Source organism: Klebsiella sp. HN106, assembly GCF_051209435.1.
Taxonomy (GTDB): domain Bacteria; phylum Pseudomonadota; class Gammaproteobacteria; order Enterobacterales; family Enterobacteriaceae; genus Klebsiella; species Klebsiella oxytoca.
On record NZ_JBLURD010000006.1, the window covers coordinates 61,615 to 84,397 of the forward strand.

22 protein-coding genes are annotated in these 22,783 nt (G+C 56.8%); 11 read left to right on the forward strand and 11 right to left on the reverse strand.

What is annotated here, in order from left to right; translation table 11 throughout:
- Window positions 1-126: 126 nt before the first annotated feature.
- The 5 genes from pnp to mtr all read left to right on the forward strand — a co-directional run bounded on the left by pnp (window position 127) and on the right by mtr (window position 6,772).
- Entirely contained in the window at window positions 127-2,265 is a 2,139-nt protein-coding gene (gene pnp / locus ACSIPU_RS16025; protein WP_004106089.1) for a polyribonucleotide nucleotidyltransferase, read from the forward strand.
- Between the two features lie 107 nt (window positions 2,266-2,372).
- Window positions 2,373-3,257 carry a lipoprotein NlpI gene (gene nlpI, locus ACSIPU_RS16030; protein WP_004106088.1) on the forward strand — a complete coding sequence of 295 codons (885 nt, stop codon included), beginning with the start codon at window positions 2,373-2,375 and terminating at the stop codon, window positions 3,255-3,257.
- Window positions 3,258-3,357: 100 nt separating this feature from the next.
- Window positions 3,358-3,438, forward strand: coding sequence for a protein YrbN (gene yrbN / locus ACSIPU_RS16035; RefSeq protein ID WP_085903200.1), 81 nt, complete (start codon window positions 3,358-3,360; stop codon window positions 3,436-3,438).
- A complete protein-coding gene (locus tag ACSIPU_RS16040; protein ID WP_016809829.1) occupies window positions 3,431-5,383 on the forward strand; it encodes a DEAD/DEAH family ATP-dependent RNA helicase in 1,953 nt (650 codons plus the stop codon). Before yrbN ends, ACSIPU_RS16040 begins: the two co-directional genes overlap by 8 nt.
- A 144-nt stretch (window positions 5,384-5,527) precedes the next feature.
- Window positions 5,528-6,772, forward strand: coding sequence for a tryptophan permease (gene mtr, locus ACSIPU_RS16045; protein ID WP_017145353.1), 1,245 nt, complete (start codon window positions 5,528-5,530; stop codon window positions 6,770-6,772).
- A 32-nt stretch (window positions 6,773-6,804) separates the two neighbouring features.
- On the opposite strand, the gene ACSIPU_RS16050 is transcribed toward mtr, so the two are convergent.
- The 3 genes from ACSIPU_RS16050 to ubiU all read right to left on the reverse strand — a co-directional run bounded on the left by ACSIPU_RS16050 (window position 6,805) and on the right by ubiU (window position 9,838).
- A complete protein-coding gene (locus ACSIPU_RS16050; protein WP_004106061.1) occupies window positions 6,805-7,812 on the reverse strand; it encodes a luciferase-like monooxygenase in 1,008 nt (335 codons plus the stop codon).
- A gap of 143 nt (window positions 7,813-7,955) precedes the next feature.
- Window positions 7,956-8,834: a U32 family peptidase gene (locus ACSIPU_RS16055; RefSeq protein ID WP_053064456.1), complete on the reverse strand. Its 879-nt coding sequence runs from the start codon at window positions 8,832-8,834 to the stop codon at window positions 7,956-7,958.
- 8 nt (window positions 8,835-8,842) lie between these two features.
- Window positions 8,843-9,838 carry a ubiquinone anaerobic biosynthesis protein UbiU gene (ubiU, locus tag ACSIPU_RS16060; RefSeq protein ID WP_004106058.1) on the reverse strand — a complete coding sequence of 332 codons (996 nt, stop codon included), beginning with the start codon at window positions 9,836-9,838 and terminating at the stop codon, window positions 8,843-8,845.
- Window positions 9,839-10,059: 221 nt separating this feature from the next.
- On the opposite strand from ubiU, the gene ubiT reads away from it, so the two are divergent.
- Window positions 10,060-10,584: a ubiquinone anaerobic biosynthesis accessory factor UbiT gene (gene ubiT, locus ACSIPU_RS16065; protein ID WP_196558153.1), complete on the forward strand. Its 525-nt coding sequence runs from the start codon at window positions 10,060-10,062 to the stop codon at window positions 10,582-10,584.
- The gene (locus ACSIPU_RS16070; protein ID WP_004115804.1) at window positions 10,578-11,081 is read left to right on the forward strand and encodes a GNAT family N-acetyltransferase; all 504 of its coding nucleotides are present in this window, start codon (window positions 10,578-10,580) and stop codon (window positions 11,079-11,081) included. Before ubiT ends, ACSIPU_RS16070 begins: the two co-directional genes overlap by 7 nt.
- Here the strand turns inward: ACSIPU_RS16070 and ACSIPU_RS16075 are convergent.
- Window positions 11,068-11,352 carry a GIY-YIG nuclease family protein gene (locus ACSIPU_RS16075; protein WP_004115802.1) on the reverse strand — a complete coding sequence of 95 codons (285 nt, stop codon included), beginning with the start codon at window positions 11,350-11,352 and terminating at the stop codon, window positions 11,068-11,070. The two genes, ACSIPU_RS16070 and ACSIPU_RS16075, sit on opposite strands and share 14 nt — an antisense overlap.
- 55 nt (window positions 11,353-11,407) lie before the next feature.
- Here ACSIPU_RS16075 and ACSIPU_RS16080 point away from each other — a divergent pair, with 55 nt between their 5' ends.
- Window positions 11,408-11,851 carry a YhbP family protein gene (locus ACSIPU_RS16080; protein ID WP_004106054.1) on the forward strand — a complete coding sequence of 148 codons (444 nt, stop codon included), beginning with the start codon at window positions 11,408-11,410 and terminating at the stop codon, window positions 11,849-11,851.
- Here the strand turns inward: ACSIPU_RS16080 and ACSIPU_RS16085 are convergent.
- Complete coding sequence (locus ACSIPU_RS16085; protein ID WP_196558154.1) at window positions 11,831-12,349, reverse strand: type 1 glutamine amidotransferase domain-containing protein; 519 nt, start codon at window positions 12,347-12,349, stop codon at window positions 11,831-11,833. The genes ACSIPU_RS16080 and ACSIPU_RS16085 overlap by 21 nt on opposite strands.
- Before the next feature lie 128 nt (window positions 12,350-12,477).
- On the opposite strand from ACSIPU_RS16085, the gene ACSIPU_RS16090 reads away from it, so the two are divergent.
- Both ACSIPU_RS16090 and ACSIPU_RS16095 read left to right on the forward strand, forming a co-directional pair.
- Window positions 12,478-13,128 (forward strand): NAD(P)H-binding protein, encoded by a 651-nt coding sequence (locus ACSIPU_RS16090; RefSeq protein WP_004106052.1) that lies wholly within the window; start codon window positions 12,478-12,480, stop codon window positions 13,126-13,128.
- Between the two features lie 69 nt (window positions 13,129-13,197).
- Window positions 13,198-14,238, forward strand: coding sequence for a permease (locus tag ACSIPU_RS16095; RefSeq protein WP_016809833.1), 1,041 nt, complete (start codon window positions 13,198-13,200; stop codon window positions 14,236-14,238).
- 105 nt (window positions 14,239-14,343) lie between these two features.
- On the opposite strand, the gene dolP is transcribed toward ACSIPU_RS16095, so the two are convergent.
- The 4 genes from dolP to ACSIPU_RS16115 form a co-directional block, all read right to left on the reverse strand.
- Window positions 14,344-14,919: a division/outer membrane stress-associated lipid-binding lipoprotein gene (dolP, locus tag ACSIPU_RS16100; RefSeq protein ID WP_004106049.1), complete on the reverse strand. Its 576-nt coding sequence runs from the start codon at window positions 14,917-14,919 to the stop codon at window positions 14,344-14,346.
- A gap of 9 nt (window positions 14,920-14,928) precedes the next feature.
- Complete coding sequence (diaA, locus tag ACSIPU_RS16105; protein ID WP_002918211.1) at window positions 14,929-15,519, reverse strand: DnaA initiator-associating protein DiaA; 591 nt, start codon at window positions 15,517-15,519, stop codon at window positions 14,929-14,931.
- A 211-nt stretch (window positions 15,520-15,730) separates the two neighbouring features.
- The gene (locus ACSIPU_RS16110; RefSeq protein WP_004106044.1) at window positions 15,731-16,117 is read right to left on the reverse strand and encodes a YraN family protein; all 387 of its coding nucleotides are present in this window, start codon (window positions 16,115-16,117) and stop codon (window positions 15,731-15,733) included.
- Window positions 16,075-18,156 carry a penicillin-binding protein activator gene (locus tag ACSIPU_RS16115; protein WP_017145360.1) on the reverse strand — a complete coding sequence of 694 codons (2,082 nt, stop codon included), beginning with the start codon at window positions 18,154-18,156 and terminating at the stop codon, window positions 16,075-16,077. The genes ACSIPU_RS16110 and ACSIPU_RS16115 overlap by 43 nt, the downstream gene beginning before the upstream one ends.
- Before the next feature lie 63 nt (window positions 18,157-18,219).
- On the opposite strand from ACSIPU_RS16115, the gene rsmI reads away from it, so the two are divergent.
- On the forward strand, window positions 18,220-19,080 hold the full coding sequence (rsmI, locus tag ACSIPU_RS16120) for a 16S rRNA (cytidine(1402)-2'-O)-methyltransferase (protein ID WP_016809836.1): 861 nt from the start codon (window positions 18,220-18,222) through the stop codon (window positions 19,078-19,080).
- A gap of 50 nt (window positions 19,081-19,130) precedes the next feature.
- Here rsmI and ACSIPU_RS16125 read toward each other — a convergent pair whose 3' ends face one another.
- A complete protein-coding gene (locus ACSIPU_RS16125) occupies window positions 19,131-20,210 on the reverse strand; it encodes a fimbrial protein (protein WP_196558155.1) in 1,080 nt (359 codons plus the stop codon).
- A gap of 13 nt (window positions 20,211-20,223) precedes the next feature.
- Window positions 20,224-22,746, reverse strand: a complete 2,523-nt coding sequence (locus ACSIPU_RS16130) for a fimbria/pilus outer membrane usher protein (RefSeq protein WP_017145363.1) — start codon at window positions 22,744-22,746, stop codon at window positions 20,224-20,226.
- Window positions 22,747-22,783 lie beyond the last annotated feature (37 nt).

Genomic DNA, 22,783 nt, shown 5'->3' on the forward strand with positions numbered 1-22,783 from the left:
GGCTAATGAGAGGCTTGACTCGCAGGGGCGGGTAAAGGTTGTCATTAGTCGCGAGGATGCAGAAGATCGGGTCATACGATGTCTTATCGTGGATTTGACATCATCTATAGATAAAAGGATAGAATTTTGCTTAATCCGATCGTTCGTAAATTCCAGTACGGCCAACATACCGTAACGCTGGAGACCGGCATGATGGCGCGCCAGGCAACTGCCGCCGTTATGGTTAGCATGGATGACACCGCGGTATTCGTTACCGTAGTCGGCCAGAAAAAAGCGAAGCCAGGCCAGGATTTCTTCCCGCTGACCGTTAACTATCAGGAGCGTACTTACGCTGCTGGTAAAATCCCGGGTGGTTTCTTCCGTCGTGAAGGCCGTCCGAGCGAAGGCGAAACCCTGATTGCGCGTCTGATTGACCGCCCGGTTCGCCCGCTGTTCCCGGAAGGCTTCGTTAACGAAGTTCAGGTTATTGCGACCGTCGTTTCCGTTAACCCACAGGTTAACCCGGATATCGTCGCGATGATCGGCGCTTCCGCTGCGCTGTCTCTGTCCGGTATTCCGTTTAACGGCCCAATTGGCGCCGCGCGCGTGGGTTATATTAATGACCAGTACGTGCTGAACCCGACCCAGGAAGAGCTGAAGTCCAGCAAACTGGATCTGGTTGTTGCGGGTACCGAAGCCGCAGTACTGATGGTTGAATCCGAAGCTGAACTGCTGAGCGAAGACCAGATGCTGGGCGCGGTCGTGTTTGGTCACGACCAGCAGCAGGTTGTTATTCAGAACATCAACGACCTGGTGAAAGAAGCCGGTAAACCGCGTTGGGACTGGCAGCCGGAAGTGGTTGATGCCGCGCTGAACGCGCGCGTCGCTGCGCTGGCTGAATCTCGCCTGAGCGATGCGTACCGTATCACCGACAAACAGGAGCGTTATGCTCAGGTTGACGTGATCAAATCCGAAACTATCGCGACCCTGGTTGCGGAAGATGAAACCCTGGACGCTAACGAACTGGGCGAAATCCTGCACGCAATCGAGAAAAACGTGGTGCGTAGCCGCGTACTGGCCGGTGAGCCGCGTATCGATGGTCGTGAAAAAGATATGATTCGTGGTCTGGACGTTCGTACCGGCGTTCTGCCGCGTACCCACGGTTCAGCACTGTTTACCCGTGGTGAAACTCAGGCGCTGGTTACCGCGACCCTGGGCACCGCACGTGACGCGCAGAACATCGATGAGCTGATGGGCGAGCGTACCGACTCCTTCCTGTTCCACTATAACTTCCCTCCGTACTCCGTAGGCGAAACGGGAATGGTCGGCTCTCCGAAGCGTCGTGAAATCGGTCACGGTCGTCTGGCTAAGCGCGGCGTACTGGCCGTGATGCCGACTATCGAAGAGTTCCCGTACACCGTACGCGTGGTTTCTGAAATCACCGAATCGAACGGTTCCTCCTCCATGGCTTCCGTTTGTGGCGCTTCTCTGGCGCTGATGGACGCAGGTGTGCCGGTGAAAGCCGCCGTTGCGGGTATCGCAATGGGTCTGGTGAAAGAAGGCGACAACTTCGTCGTACTGTCTGACATTCTGGGCGATGAAGATCACCTGGGCGATATGGACTTCAAAGTTGCGGGTTCCCGTGAAGGTATCTCTGCTCTGCAGATGGATATCAAAATTGAAGGTATCACCAAAGAGATCATGCAGGTTGCTCTGAACCAGGCTAAGGGTGCGCGTCTGCACATCCTGGGCGTGATGGAACAGGCGATTAACGCGCCGCGCGGCGATATCTCTGAGTTCGCACCGCGTATTCACACGATCAAGATCAGCCCGGACAAAATTAAAGACGTTATCGGTAAAGGCGGCTCCGTTATTCGCGCGCTTACCGAAGAAACCGGCACCACTATCGAAATCGAAGATGACGGTACCGTCAAAATCGCAGCAACCGATGGCGACAAAGCGCAGCACGCGATTCGTCGTATCGAAGAGATCACCGCTGAGATCGAAGTTGGCCGTATCTATAACGGTAAAGTGACCCGCATCGTTGACTTTGGCGCATTCGTTGCCATTGGCGGCGGTAAAGAGGGTCTGGTTCACATCTCTCAGATCGCCGACAAGCGCGTTGAGAAAGTGACCGACTATCTGCAGATGGGTCAGGAAGTGCCGGTTAAGGTTCTGGAAGTTGACCGTCAGGGCCGTGTCCGTCTGAGCATCAAAGAAGCAACTGAACAAACTCAGCCTGCGGCTGCGCCGGAAGCTCCGGCTGCCGAACAGCAGGGCGAGTAAGGTTGCCGTTTGCCCTCCGCATTGCGGAGGGCGCATTGCGGGCAGGAAGCCCTGTTTGCAGCCGGGGAACTGGACGTTCATCCAATCGTTGTCTTCGGGAGTGGGAAATGAAGCCTTTTTTGCGCTGGTGTTTCGTGGCGACAGCTCTCACGCTGGCAGGATGCAGCAACTCTGCCTGGCGTAAGGACGCAGTCCTCGCGGTGCCATTGCAACCGACTTTGCAGCAGGAAGTGATTCTGGCGCGCATGGAACAAATTCTTGCCAGTCGGGCTTTAACCGATGACGAACGCGCACAGCTTTTATATGAGCGCGGAGTGTTGTATGATAGTCTCGGTCTGAGGGCATTAGCGCGAAATGATTTTTCACAAGCGCTGGCAATCCGACCGGATATGCCTGAAGTATTCAATTACTTAGGCATTTATTTAACGCAGGCAGGCAATTTTGATGCTGCCTATGAAGCGTTTGATTCTGTACTTGAGCTTGATCCAACTTACAACTACGCGCACTTAAATCGCGGCATCGCTCTGTATTACGGCGGTCGTGCTAAGTTAGCGCAAGATGATCTGCTGGCGTTTTATCAAGACGATCCCAATGATCCTTTCCGAAGCCTGTGGCTTTATCTCGCCGAGCGTCAGCTCGATGAGAAGCGGGCGCTTGAAGCACTGAGACAGCGCTTAAACAAGTCGGACAAAGAACAATGGGGATGGAACATTGTCGGGTTCTACCTTGGCGACATTAGCGAAAAAGAGCTAATGGACCGTCTGAAGGCAGACGCAACGGATAACACCTCGCTCGCTGAGCATCTCAGTGAAACCAACTTCTATTTAGGTAAGTACTACCTAAGTCTGGGGGACAAGGACAGCGCTACGGCACTGTTCAAACTGGCGGTCGCAAACAACGTTCATAACTACGTTGAGCACCGATACGCATTGTTGGAATTATCGCTCTTGGGCCAGGAGCAAGATGACCTGGCAGAATCGGACCAGCAATAGCTGACGAACACATCAGCCCTTTTTTGATTGCCATCACCTTAGCGGGTGAGGGCGTTGTTGTTCGTTAATACACCTACTTTGAGCCGGTTCACACTTTTCAATGAAAATTACCGTAAATTTTCACGATGAGTTATGTAGACTGGCCGCCATTAATTTTGAGGCACACGTACTACATGGCTGAATTCGAAACCACATTTGCAGATCTGGGCCTGAAGGCTCCCATCCTTGAAGCGCTTAACGATCTGGGTTACGAAAAACCATCTCCGATCCAGGCTGAGTGCATTCCGCATCTGCTGGGCGGCCGCGACGTTCTGGGTATGGCCCAGACGGGTAGCGGTAAAACCGCAGCGTTCTCTTTACCGCTGCTGAACAACATTGATCCTGAGCTGAGAGCACCGCAGATTCTGGTGCTGGCGCCGACCCGCGAACTGGCGGTTCAGGTTGCTGAAGCAATGACGGAGTTCTCTAAACATATGCGCGGCGTAAACGTGGTTGCCCTGTACGGCGGCCAGCGTTATGACGTGCAGCTGCGCGCACTGCGTCAGGGGCCGCAAATCGTTGTCGGTACCCCGGGTCGTCTGCTGGACCACCTGAAACGCGGTACGCTGGATCTCTCTAAACTGAGCGGTCTGGTACTGGATGAAGCTGACGAAATGCTGCGCATGGGCTTCATCGAAGACGTAGAAACCATTATGGCGCAGATCCCGGAGGGTCATCAGACCGCTCTGTTCTCTGCCACCATGCCGGAAGCGATTCGTCGTATTACCCGCCGCTTTATGAAAGAGCCGCAGGAAGTGCGCATCCAGTCCAGCGTCACGACTCGCCCGGACATCAGCCAGAGCTACTGGACTGCTTACGGTATGCGTAAAAACGAAGCGCTGGTGCGTTTCCTGGAAGCGGAAGATTTTGATGCGGCGATTATCTTCGTTCGTACCAAAAATGCGACCCTGGAAGTGGCCGAAGCGCTGGAGCGTAGCGGCTATAGCAGCGCTGCGCTGAACGGCGACATGAACCAGTCCCTGCGTGAGCAGACTCTGGAGCGTCTGAAAGACGGTCGTCTGGATATCCTGATTGCAACCGACGTTGCGGCTCGTGGCCTGGACGTTGAGCGTATTAGCCTGGTGGTTAACTACGATATCCCGATGGATTCCGAGTCTTACGTTCACCGTATCGGCCGTACCGGTCGTGCGGGTCGCGCTGGCCGCGCGCTGCTGTTCGTTGAGAACCGCGAGCGTCGTCTGCTGCGCAATATCGAACGTACGATGAAGCTGACCATTCCGGAAGTTGAACTGCCGAACGCAGAGCTGCTGGGCAAACGTCGCCTGGAAAAATTTGCCGCGAAAGTTCAGCAGCAGCTGGAAAGCAGCGATCTGGATCAGTACCGCGCGCTGCTGGCGAAAATCCAGCCGTCTGCCGAAGGCGAAGAGCTGGACGTGGAAACGCTGGCCGCAGCGCTGCTGAAAATGGCGCAGGGCGAACGTCCGCTGATCCTGCCGCCGGATGCGCCTATGCGTCCTAAGCGCGAGTTCCGCGACCGTGACGATCGTTTCGAACGTCGTGGCGACCGTAACGATCGTGGCCCGCGCGGCGATCGCGGTGGCGAAGATCGTCCGAAGCGTGAGCGTCGTGACGTTGGCGATATGGAACTGTACCGCATTGAAGTGGGCCGTGATGACGGCGTTGAAGTTCGTCATATCGTTGGCGCCATCGCGAACGAAGGCGATATCAGCAGCCGTTACATTGGTAACATCAAGCTGTTTGGTTCTCACTCCACCATCGAACTGCCGAAAGGCATGCCGGGCGAAGTGCTGCAGCACTTTACGCGTACCCGCATCCTGAACAAGCCGATGAACATGCAGTTGCTGGGCGATGCTCAGCCGCGCCCTGAGCGCAGCGGCGAACGTCGTGGCGGCGGTGAGCGTCGTGAAGGCGGCCGTAGCTTCGGCGGCGGTGAACGTCGTGAAGGTCGTGGTTTCGGCGGTGAGCGTCGCGAAGGCGGCCGTGGTGAAGGTCGCCGTTTCAGCGGTGAACGTCGCGAGGGTGGCCGCGCGCCGCGCCGCGATGATGCTTCAGCGCCGCGTCGTGACGACTCCGCAGGTCGTCGTCGTTTCGGTGGCGATGCATAATTAGCGCTTTCCGCTAACGTAAAGTAAACGATACAGCCCCGATCTTAACGATTGGGGCTTTTTTTATTTCCTTTGTACTCGTGTACTGGTACAGTGCTTCACGTTGATAACAAAAAAAGTATTTTCGACTGGAGATTTCGGCAAATGGCGACACTTACCACTACGGCAACCCGACCGTCCTTATTTGGCGGCGTAGTGATTATCGGCGGGACAATTATTGGTGCGGGCATGTTTTCGCTGCCGGTTGTAATGTCCGGCGCATGGTTCTTCTGGTCTCTGGCGGCGCTGGTTTTTACCTGGTTTTGTATGCTGCATTCCGGGTTGATGATCCTCGAAGCGAACCTGAATTATCGGATTGGTTCGAGCTTCGATACCATTACTAAAGATCTGCTCGGTAAAGGCTGGAATCTGGTTAACGGCGTGTCGATCGCCTTTGTACTTTATATTCTGACTTACGCCTATATCTCCGCCAGCGGCTCGATCCTGCACCATACGTTTAGTGAAATGTCGCTGAACGTACCGGCAAGGGCGGCTGGTTTTGGTTTTGCGCTACTGGTGGCGTTTATCGTCTGGTTGAGCACCAAAGCGGTGAGCCGCATGACGGCCATTGTGCTGGGAGCTAAGGTCATTACCTTCTTTCTGACCTTTGGCAGCCTGTTGGGACACGTCCAGCCGACCACGCTGTTTAACGTGGCTGAACAAAATGCCTCGTATATGCCCTATCTGCTGATGACGCTGCCGTTCTGTCTCGCATCTTTCGGCTATCATGGCAACGTGCCGAGCCTGATGAAGTACTACGGCAAAGATCCGCGCACAATCGTGAAATGCCTGGTTTACGGTACGCTGCTGGCGCTGGGTCTGTACGTGGTGTGGCTGCTGGTGACGATGGGTAATATCCCGCGCCCTGAATTTATCGGCATCGCGCAGAAGGGGGGCAATATAGATGTCCTGGTCCAGGCGCTTAGCGGAGTGCTGAACAGCCGGAGCCTGGATCTGCTGTTAGTCATCTTTTCGAACTTTGCCGTTGCCAGTTCATTCCTTGGCGTAACGCTGGGGCTGTTTGATTATCTGGCGGATCTGTTCGGCTTCGATGACTCCGCGCTGGGACGTTTTAAAACAGCGGTACTGACCTTCGTTCCGCCGATGGCGGGAGGCTTGCTGTGGCCGAACGGATTCCTCTATGCGATCGGCTATGCAGGTCTGGCCGCGACGATCTGGGCGGCAATTGTACCGGCGCTGTTGGCTCGCGCATCGCGTAAACGTTTTGGCAGCCCATTGTTTCGCGTTTGGGGTGGAAAGCCGATGATCGCTTTGGTGCTGCTGTTTGGGCTGGGTAACGTTATCGTGCATTTCCTCTCAAGCTTTAACGTATTACCCACCTATCAATAATTGAAAATGCGGCAAAAATGCCGCATTGCTCACTACCCGATCAGCTCTTCTTTCACCTGCATCGCCAAATCAAATGAATGCAGGCGCGCCTGATGATCGAAGATTTGGCCGTTAACCATGATCTCATCAGCCTGGGTCTCCCGTAGGATCGATGCCAGCCCGTGGCGGATTTTCGCTTTATCGCCGACCAGCGACATGCTCAGCGCCTGCTGAACGCCGTACTGCTCTGAAGCGGACCACAGCTGATGCATATTTTGCACCGGCGGCGGCAGCTGTCCGGTCTCGCCGCGGCGCAGTTTGACGAACGCCTGCTGCATGGACGTAAACAGAAATTCCGCATCTCTGTCGCTATCGGCGGCAATAATGTTAATGCATACCATCGCATACGGCTTCTCTAACCGTTCTGACGGCTGGAAGTGGGTGCGGTAGAGGTGCAGGGCCTGGAAGAGCATATCCGGCGCGAAGTGCGAGGCAAAGGCGAACGGCAGCCCCAGCTGCGCCGCCAGCTGAGCGCTGTAAAGGCTTGAGCCGAGCAGCCAGACAGGTATCTTCTCGCCATAGCCGGGAACCGGCCGTACGTGCGGATTAGGATCGCGGGCGTCGAACCAGTCCACCAGCTCCGCGACATCGCGCGGGAAGTTATCAACATCGCCGCTCATATGGCGACGCAGCGCGCGCATGGTCGGCTGATCGCTACCTGGCGCGCGCCCAAGGCCGAGATCGATACGACCGGGGTAGAGCGTATTGAGCGTGCCGAACTGCTCGGCAATCACCAGCGGCGAATGGTTCGGTAGCATCACGCCGCCGGAGCCCAGATGCAGAGTGGTGGTATGGGCGGCAAGATAGCCAATCAGCACCGAGGTCGCGGCGCTGGCAATACCGACCATATTATGGTGCTCGGCCAGCCAGTAGCGATGATAACCGCGTTTTTCCGCCAGCTGCGCCAGATCTAAAGAGTGGGAGAAAGCTTCCTTTGCGGAAGATCCTTGCGGGATTGGCGCCAGGTCGAGCACCGAGAATGAAACAGATTTGTCAGTCATAAAGGCTCACTTTGCTACAGCATAGTCATCAGATTGAAGGTCTTCTTCCAGCCTGGCGCATCCGCGATACGCCTGCCAGAAAAGCTGCATCTTTAATAGTGCATTAAAAAGCAGCGATAGCCATTAACAAAGTGAGCGGTTAATCAGCTCTGCAGTTCCAGTCCGGCCAGCCGCCGCCAGTAGCCGTTGCAGTCGCTGTTCGCCGTCAGCGGTAGCGGCGCTGCGCCGTTCTCATTTGCCCGGAAGGCGTCCAGCATCGCAAAGGTCTCGATGCCCAGCGGCGACAGGCGGACCATATCCACCAGCCCGTGCATGGTGCTCAGCTCATTCCCGAGGTTATAGACGTAGCCGCTCATGGTCTGAATGCCGTTGAGGACGAATACCTGCTGGTTCTCCTGTGAGAGCACGTTGCGCCCGTTAGGATATTTAATGCAGCAGGTTTCGCACTCGTCTTTGGGTCGGTCTTCCGAACGGGCGGTAAAGCAACGGGCGGAGTAGGCCAGCGGCAGATGGCCGTAGCTCAGCACCTCTACCTCAAACTGGTTGCGAATGCCCAGTTCGTCGCACTGGGTCAGCAAGTTCGCCAGCCAGTCGCGGGAAAGCTCGACCGGCATACACCAGCGCACCATACCTTGCTTAAGCAGCAGACGCAGGGTGACGGCGTTGTAGCAGTTGAGCGCATGGCCAGCGACGAACGGCAGCTTACGTTCCGCGCACAGGTTAACGACGCCGAGATCGCTGGCTTCAATCAGAAATTCGCCGTTATCGACATAGCGCTTCAGTTCGCCCAGTTCCGAGGACGCCTGCACCAGCGCGAGGGTGGAAAGCACTACCTGTTTGCCGCTTCCCGCCAGCGCTTTCGCCATCTCGATCCAGTCGCCGACTTTGGTGGCGCGGCGTTTGCTGCATACCGCTTCGCCGAGATAAATCGTGTCCGCGCTGCAGCTGGCTGCCTGCTGGTAAAAATCTTCCAGCGTCTCTTTTGGCCAGTAATAAAGCACCGGCCCTAATGAATATTTCATTGCTGTTCTCACTGCCATTTACGGTGATAGGCGCCAAGGGTGGTTTGCGTCCCTTCGGACATCGAACCGAGGGTCTCCATCCACGCGGACTGCGGCACGAAGTTTTGCGGATCGGCTTTGCAGCGATCGATCGCCTGACGCCAGACTTTCGCCACCTGGGTGACGTACGCCGGACTGCGCTGGCGGCCCTCGATTTTGACCGAGGCAATATTTGCCGCCATCAGCTCCGGCAGCAGCTCCAGGGTGTTCAGGCTGGTGGGCTCTTCCAGTGCGTGGTAGCGCTCGCCGTCGACCAGATACCGCCCTTTACAGAGGGTGGGATAGCCGGCATTTTCACCATCTCGATAGCGGTCGATCAGCACTTCGTTAAGGCGTGATTCCAGTCCCTGCGGCGTTTGCTGCCAGCGCACGAAGCGTGCCGGCGAACAGGCGCCGACGGTATTCGGTGATTCGCCGGTCAGATAAGAGGAAAGATAGCAGCGGCCTTCCGCCATAATGCACAGGCTGCCGAAGGCGAAGACCTCCAGCGGCACCGGCGTGGCGCGGGCCAGCTGTTTGACCTGGTGAATCGACAGTACGCGCGGCAGCACCACGCGGGCGACGTCAAAGTTGCGATGATAAAATTTTACCGCTTCTTCGTTAGTGGCCGAGGCCTGAACGGAAACGTGACGCTCGATGTGCGGGTAGCGCTCGGCGGCATACTCCAGCATTGCGATATCGGCGAGGATCAGCGCGTCGGCGCCCAGCTGGGCCGCCATATCTACCGCGCGCTGCCAGCGGGCATAGCCATCAGGATGCGCGAAGGTATTGATGGCAATATGCAGTTTACGACGATGCTGGTGCACAAAGCTGACGGCTTCCTGCAGTTTCTTTTCGGTGAAATTAAGGCCGGCAAAGTGGCGGGCGTTGGTGTCATCTTTCAGCCCGATATAGACGGCATCGGCGCCGTTTTCGATGGCCGCCTTAAGCGCCGGAAGGTTACCGGCTGGGCAGAGCAGCTCCATAATTTTTCCTGAAAAACGCGGCCCGTCAGGGACGCTGGATGGTTAATGAGCTGGGATTTTAGTTAACCTTCTGGTGACAATTTTTGATTTGAGGCAGTTAAAAGCGTATTGGCGGGATCAATACCAGCGGCCCGACATTGTGATTTTGTTGATTTACGCCGCTATGTCGTTTATTTGATATGGCACAATAGAGGAACTATTGCATTCATGGAGTAAAGCTTGTGTTGGATAAACTGCGTTCCCAACTGGTTCACTTTGGCCCGTCGTTAATAAGCGTGCCGGTTAAGCTGGCGCCTTTTGCCCTCAAGCGCCAGGTGCTGGAACAAGTATTAAGCTGGCAGTTTCACCAGGCGCTGGCGGATGGGGAGCTGGATTTTCTCGAGGGGCGCTGGTTAAGTATTCATGTGCGTGATATCGGCCTGCTGTGGTATACCTCGGTGATTAACGGCCGTCTGGTGGTCTGCCCGGAGGCTGAAGCGGACGTCAGCTTTAGCGCCGACGCCAGCGACCTGCTGATGATTGCGGCGCGCAAGCAGGATCCGGATACGTTGTTCTTCCAGCGTCGCCTGGTTATCGAAGGCGATACCGAGCTGGGTCTTTATGTAAAAAACCTGATGGATGCCATTGAGCTGGAGCAGATGCCCAGGGCGCTGCGTATTATGCTGCTGCAGCTGGCGGACTTTGTTGAAGCAGGCCTGAAAGGCCCGCAGAAACCTGAACAGACATCGGTAGGTGAGGCATGCTGATTCGAGTAGAAATTGGGATTGATGCACCGGGAATCGACGCGCTATTGCGTCGTACCTTCGGCAGCGATGCGGAAGCGCAGCTGGTGCACAGCCTACGTGAAGATGGCCTGATCACGCTGGGCGTGGTGGCGACGGATGACGAAGGTCAGGTCGTGGGCTATGCGGCCTTTAGCCCGGTTGCCGTTGAAGGCGAAGAGCTGCAGTGGGTTGGACTGGCTCCGCTGGCGGTCGATGAAAGCTACCGCGGTCAGGGCATCGGTCGTCAGCTGGTCTATGAAGGGCTCGATTCACTGAACGAGTTTGGCTATGCCGCTGTTGTCACCCTTGGCGATCCGGCGCTTTATGGTCGTCTGGGCTTTGAACCCGCAGCGCGTTTTAATCTGCACTGCCGTTGGCCGGATAGCGCGGATGCTTTCCAGGTTCACCGCCTGGCCGATAACGCCCTTGATGGCGTCAGCGGGCTGGTCGAATACAGCGACCACTTTAACCGCTTCTGAGGCTTTCCAGCAGCGCCTCAAACGAACCGTCTCCGGCAACGAGGCGCTCTTTCTGGCGCTTCGTTAGCTGCTTGATACGATACTCCAGTCGCAGTGCTAGTGAGTGTTCACCAACCTCCTGGCTGAAGGCCAGCTGAAGCTCTCCCTTACCACGCAGCGCTTTCGCGCCTTTGCCGTCCTGGTGCTGGCAAAAGCGGCGTGAGACATCGGTAGTAATCCCGGTATAAAGGCGATTATCGGCGGTACGAATCAGATAGAGAAACCAGCACACGGTACAGAGGTCGCTATGTTAAGGTGTGAGCACCATAACATACTGGAGAGTAAAGATGGATACGCTCGCCGCTATCAGCCGTTGGCTGGGAAAGCAGCATGTCGTGACCTGGTGCGTCGCCCGCGATGACGAGCTGTGGTGCGCCAATGCCTTTTACGTTTATGACCCGGAAAAGGTCGCCTTTTATTTGCTTAGCGATGAAAAAACGCGCCACGGCCAGATGACCGGGAAAGGCGCCAGGGTGGCCGGAACGGTAAACGGCCAGCCGAAGACCGTCGCCTTGATCCGCGGCGTCCAGTTTAAAGGCCAAATTCGCCGCCTGTCCGGGGAGGAAGAGGCGGCGATGCGTAAGCGTTACGTCAGCCGTTTTCCGGTTGCCCGCATGCTATCGGCTCCCGTCTGGGAGATTCTCCCCGATGAGCTTAAGTTCACCGATAACACGCTGGGTTTTGGTAAAAAGCTGCACTGGCTGCGTGAATCAGGCACCGAGCAGACGTAACGTTTCTCGATTAAACGCCGGCAGGTCGTCCGGGGTTCTGCTGGTCACCAGCTGCTCGTTGTCGATAACCACTTCCTGATCGTAGAATTCGCCACCGGCGTTTTTCACGTCGACGATGATAGGCTTCACGGCCGTCAGCTTACGCCCGCGAATCACATCGGCGCTAATCAACAGCTGCGGACCGTGACAGATGGCGAATACCGGTTTGCCGCTGTTCACAAAATCGCGGGTGAAGGTGACAAAGCGTTCGTCTCCGCGCAGCGCGTCCGGTGAATAACCGCCCGGTAGCAGCAGAGCGTCGAAGTCGGCAGGGGTGACGTCATCAATGGCTTTATCGATAACGACTTCAGCTTCCCCTTTTTTCCCTTGTACCTTCTTCCCCGCCTGTTTTTCAATCGTCACGACCTCATGACCGGCCAGACGATAGGCGTCCGCGGGTGAGGTGAACTCCGAGTCTTCAAAGTCGTCGGTAATTAAAACGGCTATCTTCTTACTCATTCTTCCTCCAGTGTTTTGGTGTGGAATGAGGCATTTCCCTGATGATGATGGATAATTACCTCGTAGAGTATTAAGTCTGGAACATGAGGCTGGGATCGCAACATAGAAAAATCTGCAAAGGAGTTTCGATGAGTCAGGTACTGATAACGGGGGCAACCGGGTTAGTTGGCGGTCACTTACTTCGAATGCTACTCAACGCGCCGGGCGTTAAGTCCGTTGCCGCCCCGACGCGTCGGCCGCTGGCCGATATCTCCGGCGTCTTTAACCCCCACGATCCGCAGCTAACGGACGCCCTGGCGCAGGTTGTCGATCCGATAGATATCGTTTTCTGCTGTCTGGGGACTACCCGCCGGGAAGCGGGTAGCAAAGAGGCGTTTGTGCATGCCGATTATACGCTGGTCATTGATACCGCGCTGGTGGGAAAAAAGCTGGGCGCGCAGCATATGCTGGTCGTCAGCGCGATGGGGGCCAATGCGCATTCGCCCTTTTTCTATAATCGTGTAAAGGGTGAGATGGAAGAGGCGCTGATTGCGCAGCAGTGGCCGCGCCTGACCATTGCCCGCCCGTCAATGCTGATAGGCGAGCGCGAAAAAAAACGCGCCGGCGAAACGCTCTTTGCGCCGATTTTCAATCTGCTGCCGGGAAATCTGAAGTCAATAGAGGCGCGGGACGTGGCGAGCGCGCTACTCGCGGAGGCGCTATCGCCCACGCAGGAGGGCGTACAAATTCTCTCTTCGTCGCAGCTGCGCGAAAGGGCGGCACGCTCGGGGGATTACTGATTTCCAAAATTTCCCCGGAGGCGTAGTATTCATGTCCTCAATTTATCATGACACTCCCCGGGGAATGCTATGGCTGGTCAGTCTTCATCTCAGGCGGCATCACCGTTTCAATGGTGGAAGCCCGCGCTCTTTTTTCTCGTCGTTATCGTTGGTCTGTGGTTCGTTAAATGGCAACCCTACTATGGCAAAGCCTTCACCGCCGCAGAGACGCACAGTATCGGCAAATCTATCCTTGCTAACAGTAACGCTAACCCTTTCGCTGCGGCCTGGGATTACGCCCTGGTCTATTTCCTGGCCGTATGGAAAGCGGCGGTCCTGGGCGTGCTGCTGGGTTCGCTGATTCAGGTGCTGATTCCGCGTGACTGGCTGCTACGCACGCTGGGGCAGGCGCGTTTTCGCGGTACGCTGCTGGGAACCGTATTCTCTCTGCCGGGCATGATGTGCACCTGCTGCGCCGCGCCGGTGGCGGCAGGAATGCGTAAACAGCAGGCCTCGATGGGCGGCGCGCTGGCGTTCTGGCTGGGCAATCCGCTGCTCAATCCGGCGACGCTGGTGTTTATGGGTTTTGTGCTGGGCTGGCAGTTTGCGCTGGTGCGCCTGCTGGCTGGTCTGGCGACGGTGCTGGTGGTCGCAACGCTGGTGCAGAAATGGGTAAAAGAGGCGGCGACGCAGCCGGTTTCGGTGCCTGAACAGCCGGTTGTAACCGTGCAGGACGGTTTCTTTAGCCGCTGGCTGCGCGCTCTCTGGACGCTGTTCTGGAACACTATCCCGGTTTATATTCTGGCGGTGCTGGTGCTGGGAGCCGCGCGGGTGTGGTTATTCCCTCATGCCGATGGGGTGGTGGATAACACGCTGTTCTGGGTGATTGCTATGGCGATTGCCGGCTGCCTGTTTGTTATTCCGACAGCGGCGGAGATTCCGATAGTGCAGACGATGATGCTGGCAGGTATGGGCGTGGCGCCCGCGCTGGCGCTGCTGATTACGCTGCCTGCTGTCAGCGTACCGTCACTGATTATGCTGCGGAAAGCGTTTCCGGCGAAGGCGCTGTGGCTGACCGGCGTGATGGTGGCGCTGTGCGGCGCGGTGGTTGGCGGGCTGGCTTTAATCTGATGACTTTCCCGGAGGCGGCGCTGTGCGCCTGTCCGGGCTACGGGTCTACAGCAGGCGATGAACCCGTAGCCCGGCTCAGCAAAGCGCAAGCCGGGGGGTTAACGTTTACTTGATATAGGTAAAAGCGGTGGTGACGCGAGTCACGCCGCTTACCCGGCTGGCGATATCCGCCGCCGCGCGTCCTTCACGATCGGTAACCAGACCCATCAGGAACACTTCGCCATTTTCGGTTGTTACCTTCACGTTGGAGGATTTCACCTGGTCGGTACCCAGCAACTGGGAGCGGACTTTGGTGGTGATCCAGGTATCCGAAGAGGCGGTACCTAAGCCGATCGGCTGGCCCTGACGCACCTCATTAAACACCTCCGTTGTCCCTTCTACGCCCATTGCGATTTGCTTCGCGCGCGCGGAGAGGTCTGGCGTTGGAGACTGACCGGTCAGCAGGACTTTACCCTGGTAGGCGGTCACGTTGATGCGGGCCTGTTTCTTAATTTGTTCATCTTTGGATAGCGCGCTGTTGACGCGTAGCTCCAGCGTGCTGTCATCCACCTGAGTACCTACCGTACGCGGGTCCGTCGCGGCTTTGGTGCCGACCGCTGCCGTGCCAACTACCGCTGCGGCAACGCATCCCTGAAGCAGTAGCGCAGACAGCAGAATGGCGAGGGGCGAGAGAGCCTTCATGTGTTCTCCTTAATCGTCCTGGTGTGGAAAAAGCGTGTTATCGATCAAATCGCACAGACAATTGACGGTGAGCATATGCATTTCCTGAATTCGCGCGCTGCGATGCGAGGGAATGCGGATTTCGACGTCCTGCTGCCCTAAGAGGCCAGCCAGTTCACCGCCGTCATAACCGGTTAACGCCACGATAGTCATATCGCGGGTGACTGCCGCTTCCACGGCTTTCACGATATCCCGGCTATTGCCGCGCGTAGAAATCGCCAGCAGTACGTCGCCGGCGTGTCCCAACGCCCGCACCTGCTTGGCATAGATTTCATCATGCAGGCGATCGTTGGCAATTGCGGTTAAGACCACATTATCGGTATTTAGTGCAATGGCGGGTAAACCAGGGCGTTCAGTTTCGAAACGATTAATCATGCTGGCAGCAAAATGCTGTGCGTTGGCGGCGGAAGTGCCATTACCACAACAGAGAATTTTGTTGCCGTTCAGCAGCGATTGTACGAGCGTCATAGCCGCACGGGAGATGGCGTCCGGGAGTGCTTCCGCTGCTGCAATTTGGGTTTGAATGCTTTCGGTGAAGCAGGCTTTGATTCTGTCGAGCACGGGATCCCTTAATTCATTTTACCCATCATACTTCAGGTTGCTTGTGCGTTGGCTACGCTCGTTCGCCCGAATCACTGACTTGAGTCAGCTCATCGGGACTTTCTCGCTTGCCGCGTTACTCGGCCTGCGGTCTCGCCCCTTCGGGGCCAGCGCCAGCGCTGTTCAAAGCACAAGTGCTTTGTCCTGCAACTCCAATTATTTTAGGTATACGCTATTCGCCAAAGGCGTTTTTTAGCCATTGGATGTCGTTTCCGGTGAAGGCTACCACATCGAAACGGCAATCCACAGTCTCAAAGCTCCCATTCTGTCGGCAGAGCCACAGACGCGCGGCTTTGAGCAGTCTTTGTTGCTTTTGCGGCGTGACGCTGGAAGCGGCATCGCCGTAGCTTGCGCTGCGACGATAGCGTACTTCGACAAATACGGTGACGCTACCGTCGCGCATGATGAGGTCAATCTCGCCGCCGCGCTCGCGGACATTGGCGGCGATAAAGCGCAAACCCTGGCGCTCCAGCCAGCGGCGCGCCTGCATTTCCCAGGCATCGCCGGTCTGTTTACTTAGTTGGCTGCGACGATTTGCCCACCCTGGTATTTGAGCCATGACAGTTTCCTGTTGATCACGCAATCCTGCGTGGCCGTAAGATCGCCGGTATTGCCGTTCAGCTCAAAGCCTGGCACCTGGCGCATCTGCGAGAAGTGGTTGGCCAGAGACCAGGCGTCGGCGCCCATGGCGTACAGGCGCGCCAGCGAGTAGTCGTTACGAACGGCGGCCAGCGCCTGCTGCTGCAGCGCCGGGTTGCTTCCCGCCAGCATCGGGATTTCGCTGTATTGCAGGCCTTCCATCTCCAGACGGAAGTCCGGGCCGGAGGTTCCCTGGGCGCTGCGGGAGCTGGCGTACAACGTCACGCCGCTCTGGCTACCGTTACGCAGGGCAATCATCGGCTTGACGTAAGCAATTTGTTCCGGCGTCGCCAGGATGTAAGCGGCGTCGACGCCGCCGGTGCTGCTGACCGGCACATCGCTCGGGCTTCCCAGAGCGCTGTCCTGCGCTGACGGCAGGGTAGAAACCGGCGTACCGCTTAATGAAATACCGCTGTTAACGCTGCCGCGCAGCTCGGCCGTGGAACCTAAACGCTGTTGCAGTACCGTGCCGCCCCCCAGCTTCAGCCACTCATTGGCAAAGGCATTAACCACGCGATCGCCCAGCGCGCCGCGCGGCACCAGCAGCAGCGGAGTCTGTTTACCCTGATCGTGTATGTGGTGCGCCGCGTCGCGAGCTTCGTCTTCCGGAGAGAGGGCGAAATAGCAGATATTAATCCGGTTTTCGATTTTCTCCGGCTGGTTGAGCGCCAGCACGTTCAGCGAGGTATTGCTCTTGATGACCTGTTCGACGTTATCTTTCAGCAGCGGGCCGACGACGATGGTCGCGCCGTCCTGCTGTACCTGAGCCAGTAGCTGGCTCATCGGTTGCGTGGTGGTGTCATAGATTTTCAGCTCGGCGGCCGGGTTAGCCGGGGTGGCGGACACAGCCTGCGTCTGCGGTGCCTGTACCGGCTGGCTGGCGGTCTCCGGCGCCGGGGCGGATGTCGCCTCCGGTGCAGTGACCGGCGCCTGAGCTTGCGCCTGGTCGGCAGCTGGCGTTTGTACCGGCGCCTGAGCACTGTTCGTCGCCGTCAGATCGGTTACTTCCGCCTGCGACGGGCTTACCACTGCGCTATCGGCAACATTCGCCGCCTGGGCGACCTGGGCGGGCACTGCGCTTCCGGAAACGGCAGGCGCGCCGTTTTTCGCTGCTTCAAAGCCCTGCTGGATAGTCCGGCCAAAAATGGCCGCCTGGCCGTTAAGCGGCAGCAGCAGCGCGATTTTATTGGTCGATGCGGCCTGGTAGTTTTGCATATTGACGAGCTGCGTCGGCAGCATTTTCGCGCCCGGGTTTTGCGGATAGCGGGTCTGCCAGTCTTTGATGCCTGCTTTGAGCATCGTCGGATCGCTGCGGTTATCAAACCACATGCGCTGCAGGTCCAGCCAGCCCTGCAGAACGTTCTCGTCGGCGTTAATCACCAGCGCGTAGGCCTGATCTTTGGTCATCGCGGTGAGCGCTTTCCAGGTCGCGTCGATGTTCTTCTGCTTTTGCGCGGCCAGGCTCAGCAGCGGCTGCTGGGCGACCAGGGCCCGCAGCAGGTTCAGCGAAGGCTGCCCCTGGCTGGCGTCAATTTGCGCCTGCCAGTAGCGCGGCAGCTGGTTCTGCTCAAAGCTTGCCGGATCGAGTTTGCTCAGCAGCGCCTGCGCGCCCTGGAAGTCGTTCTGCGCCAGCTTCACTTCTACCGCCAGCAACGACCGTTCGCGACTTTGCGCAGCGTTAAGACCGGACGGCAGCTGGTTGAACAGCTCAACGGCCTGCGGTTTCTTACCTTCTTTCAGCAGTGCACGAATGGCGAGTAATTGCCAGTTGGTCTTGCTATCATTCGAGCTTTGCTGCATCTGTTGCAGATAGTAACTGGAGTCTGCCTGTGCCGTACCCTGCAAATACGCCGTGCTTTGGTCCGGGGTGTGGGTGCCGCAGCCGGCAAAGATCAGAGCGGCCAGCAGTACGGGCAGACAACGCACGGGTTTAGAACGAAGAAATGTTGACGGTACCATATGTGTCCAGTGATATTTTTTTGGCTCAATGCTCAATATTAATTCGGCAATACGGACGAGACAATGAAACAACACGAATCAGCAGATAATTCTCAGGGACAGCTCTATATTGTGCCCACTCCGATAGGGAATCTGTCTGATATCACGCAACGCGCTCTGGAAGTGTTGCAAGCCGTTGATTTAGTTGCGGCCGAGGATACCCGCCATACCGGTTTGCTGCTGCAGCATTTTGCGATTAACGCCCGGTTATTTGCGCTTCATGACCATAACGAGCAGCAAAAAGCGGAAACGCTGGTGGCGAAGCTAAAAGAGGGGCAAAACATCGCCCTGGTTTCCGATGCCGGAACCCCGCTGATTAACGATCCCGGTTACCATCTGGTGCGCACCTGCCGCGAGGCCAATATCCGCGTGGTGCCGCTGCCCGGCCCCTGCGCGGCGATTGCGGCGCTGAGCGCGGCGGGGCTGCCGTCGGATCGTTTCTGCTACGAAGGTTTTCTGCCTGCGAAGTCTAAAGGGCGTCGCGATACGCTGAAGGCGCTGGAAGAAGAGCCGCGCACCATTATCTTCTATGAATCGACCCACCGCCTGCTGGAAAGCCTGGAAGATATCTGCACGGTACTGGGCGAGTCCCGCTACGTGGTGCTGGCGCGGGAGCTAACCAAAACCTGGGAATCGATTCACGGCGCGCCCATCGGCGAGCTGCTGGCATGGGTGAAAGAAGATGAAAACCGCCGTAAAGGCGAGATGGTGCTGATCGTCGAGGGTTTTAAAGCGCAGGAAGAGGCGCTGCCGGCGGTGGCGCTGCGCACGCTGGCCCTGCTGCAGGCCGAGCTACCGTTGAAAAAAGCCGCTGCCCTGGCCGCAGAAATTCACGGCGTGAAGAAAAACGCGCTGTATAAGTATGCTCTGGAGCAGCAGGGGTAATACTGCGAATTACCGCCTTCCTGATAGCGCGTCAGGAAAGGCGGATGTGGCTATCTAACCGTTGCGGTGAGGGTCACTGAGCCGTGGAACGGGCCTGGCTGCAGTACTCCGCCGACCAGATTAATGGGTTGGGCTTGCAGCTGTACAGCGCCTGGAGCTGATTTATCTAAAGTTATCGATCCACCATTCATGGGTATATTGACGTTATGGCGCATCATAATACCAACATCAGCAACATTATCTGATTCCCTGCGGCGGGCTGCGAGCACGTACTGACTCACGACGTCATCACCCTGCACAACAAGTTCAAGAGTGTCAGATTTTTGATATAATGACGCATCCCCACAATCGTAGACAATATCAAACTTTACAGGCGTATATCCGTCAGGCATGTGGTCCTTAGTGGTGAATTTTGAGGCGCTGATTTGCCCAAGGTCGACCCGAATGACATCGCCTTCGTTAATCTTACAGCTTTGCGGAACGGTGATGCTGCCCTCGAGATAGATATCGGCAATATCTTTGTAGACGTTTTTTGCATAACCAACAGTGCTACTCCAGGCCGACTGGAGGGTAGCAATATGCGTGCTGGGGATCTCCATCCGGCCTAAAAAAGATTGCGTGACGCGAAAGGTAATGCTGACGTTACTGCCTACGGTAAATGTCCCGGCGCGCTGATCGTCAGGATCCCCATTACATACGCCATTATCGTTTGCAGCCTTAAAATAACCTTCGCCTCTAGCCGGTGAGTTTATGTTAGTAGGAACCGTAAGCGCCGATACGCCAGGTACATCGGTAATCACCGTTTTAATATCCAGACTGTCATTTAATTTTTGAAATCCGGAATAGCCGGAGTTAGCTAACGGCGTGGTTGTTGAATAGTAGAGATTAACCCCGGTGTTGGCAGGACAGTCGCAAACCATTTTATAGCTACCGCCAGATGTGGTGCCGGAGGTCAGGTCTATTAAAGTCCCGGCGACGTTTTGCTCTTTTGTCCACTCGTTGGCAAAGCTGGTGGTAAAATTAACAGGCCCGCCTACGGCTTCGCAGCCGCCCATCGCCGCGCGTGCCGGTGCTGCGGCAAACAGGGCGAGAGCAATGCCGCCGGTTAAAAGATAAATCGCGTTTTTCATGGTGTTTTGTTCCTTAGCGGCATGTTGTCGTGGCCCGAATAACGGAGGCTGTGCGCTGGCCGTTAGCGGGCAGGCTAAACGTAAATCGGCACTGCTGATGCTCTTCATTCCCCCAGCGCACGTTCCAGGCCTGCGGCCGTTCGTTGACGCCGGTGAGATAGAGCACGCCGCCTTCATCAACAATGCTCTGCTGCTGGCTTTCGCTGCTGGCCATCGCGCCAAACGGCAGCGGTTTACCGTTTCTGTCGGTCAGCGTCAGCAGCACGCGCTGGCCAATTTTGGCGCTAAACTGCGCGGTCACAGCCGCTCCCTGACTCGGAACCACCAGCTTCATGGTCTGGGTGACGTCGACGTCATCCGGCATCATGGTGGTATCCAGATAGATACGGTTCTCCTGATAAGAGGTCAGGTAGGGGATCACGGCATAGCCGAAGTAGTCGGTAGCGATTCCGGGATAGTTTTTGACGCGTATACCAGAGGCGCCATCGGCATCAATCAGCGCAAAGGCGTTACCCAGCGGCTGCGACAAGGTGACGCCGTGGCCGTGCGCCACGATGCCGCCGGCCAGGCCATAGCTCATCTGGCGGTTATCGGAACTGTAATCGTAACCGGCGTTGACGGTGCCGTAGGCGGAACGATAGCTGCCGTAGAGGCTGCTGCCGTTGCTGTCGTTATTCTCGCTCTGACGCTGTTTCAGGCTGTAGCTCAGACGGCTATCTTCCAGTAGGGAGCCGTTGATTCCGACTTCATGCTGGGTCGCTTGCTCCTTCTGGCTGGTGATCCGCCAGTTGGCGTTAGCGTGCGGCAGCCAGCGGTCCAGCGGTACGCTGAGGCTGATGGACAGCGAACGATCGCTGTCGCGATCGGCATAGTCGGTAAACTGGCCGCTGACGTTATAGCTGACACCCCACAGGTTGCCGCTGAGGCCAATCGACAGGTTTTTGTCCTTCTGCCCTTTGTCCCAGTATTCCTGCTGCGAACCGGAAGCGTAAAAACTGACGCCGGTAAACAGATTCTGATTAATGCTGAACTGGATTTCGCTGCTCTGCCGATCGCCGGCGTCGATATCCCGCTGGTTGGCATCTGAGAACGTGAAGTAGCCAGTGCTGGTATAGCGGTAATAGCCCAGCGATAGATTGGTGCCGGTCTCTGGAATATCTTTAATGTACTGGGTGCGCCAGCTGTAGCCGGAATCGCTGTCGCCGTTATCAAAGCGGGTATCCGCCCGGCCAATATCCATCGACAGGGCGCCAAACTCTCCCAGCGTACCGCCGATACCCAGAGTTAACGCCTGGTAATCCTCGGAGCCCGTCAGGCCGCCGTACAGCGTAAAGGTGTTACTCAGGCCGTAAATCCCCGTAGTTTCAATGAACTCCGGTTCTTTACTGTCCTCCGAGTCTGCCGCCCGAAAGCGCCCGGCGGTGACGCTATATTTGAGGTGCCCCGGCCGCTGCATCATTGGCAGGGAGGAGAACGGCTGTACAAAATGGCGCGTGGTACCGTCAGCCTCTTCAATCGTCACGTCTAAATCGCCGCTGAATGAGGAGGGATACAGATCGTTGATCTCGAACGCGCCGGCAGGCACGGTGCTCTGGTAAATGGTGTAACCGTTCTGACGAACCGTCACGATAGCGCTGGAGTTAGCGATCCCGCGGATCGTCGGCGCAAAGCCGCGCTGGCTGTTAGGTAGCATGCTGTCATCGGAATAGAGCCGCGCGCCGGTAAACTGATAGCTGGAGAACACGCTGCCGTCAGTCGCGCTTTCGCCCATCACCAGCTGCGATTTGAGGCTTTTGATATCCCGCTGCAGCCAGGTATTAATGCTGTCCCACTGCGAAGTGTCGCTGTTGTGCGTCCAGGTCGAGTAGTTGCGCAGCCGCCACGGGCCGAGGTTGGCGCCGTTCTGCATGTTCAGATACTGGCGCCTGCTGCGCTCGCCGCCGTCGTAGCGGCTCTCTGAACCGGTAAAGTTATAGTTGGTGAACAGCACCGGGATGCCATTGTCCCAGCGGGAGGGATCAACATAGCCTCTGGCATCGCGGTAGAGCATAATTTGCGGTACGCTCATGTTCAGCTTACCGTGGTTGAGATCCAGCTCGCTGCTGCTGTTCGGCACCGTTTGCGCGAGGTTGGTGACTTTTGCTGCATCGTCCAGCTCCGCCAGCGCCGGGATCTCATCAACTTTAAAGCCCAGCTCGCGCAGCTGGCCGACGGTAAACTGGGGGATAAGCTGGTGGTTATCTCCGGCGACAAACGGGATTTTACGCTGCGTCAGCTTCTTATTATTAATATAAATATCAACGATATACTCGCCCGGTAGCTGGGCGCTGTCCTGAGAGAAGGCTGATAGATCTACCGTTTGCAGGCCGCTTTTGTTGGTTTCCAGCAGCGAAGGATCGAAATAAAAGTCGTCGGCCTGCGCGACATGGCATATCAGGCCGCTGCCGGCCAGCATCATCGGCAAAGCGTGCCTGACCCTGTAAGCAAGGCTTTTAAGCGCCAGCACGTTTTTTTTCCCTGTGGTGTTGCTTTGCATTCCCTGATTGCCCGTATCCGTTATTTATTGTTATTTA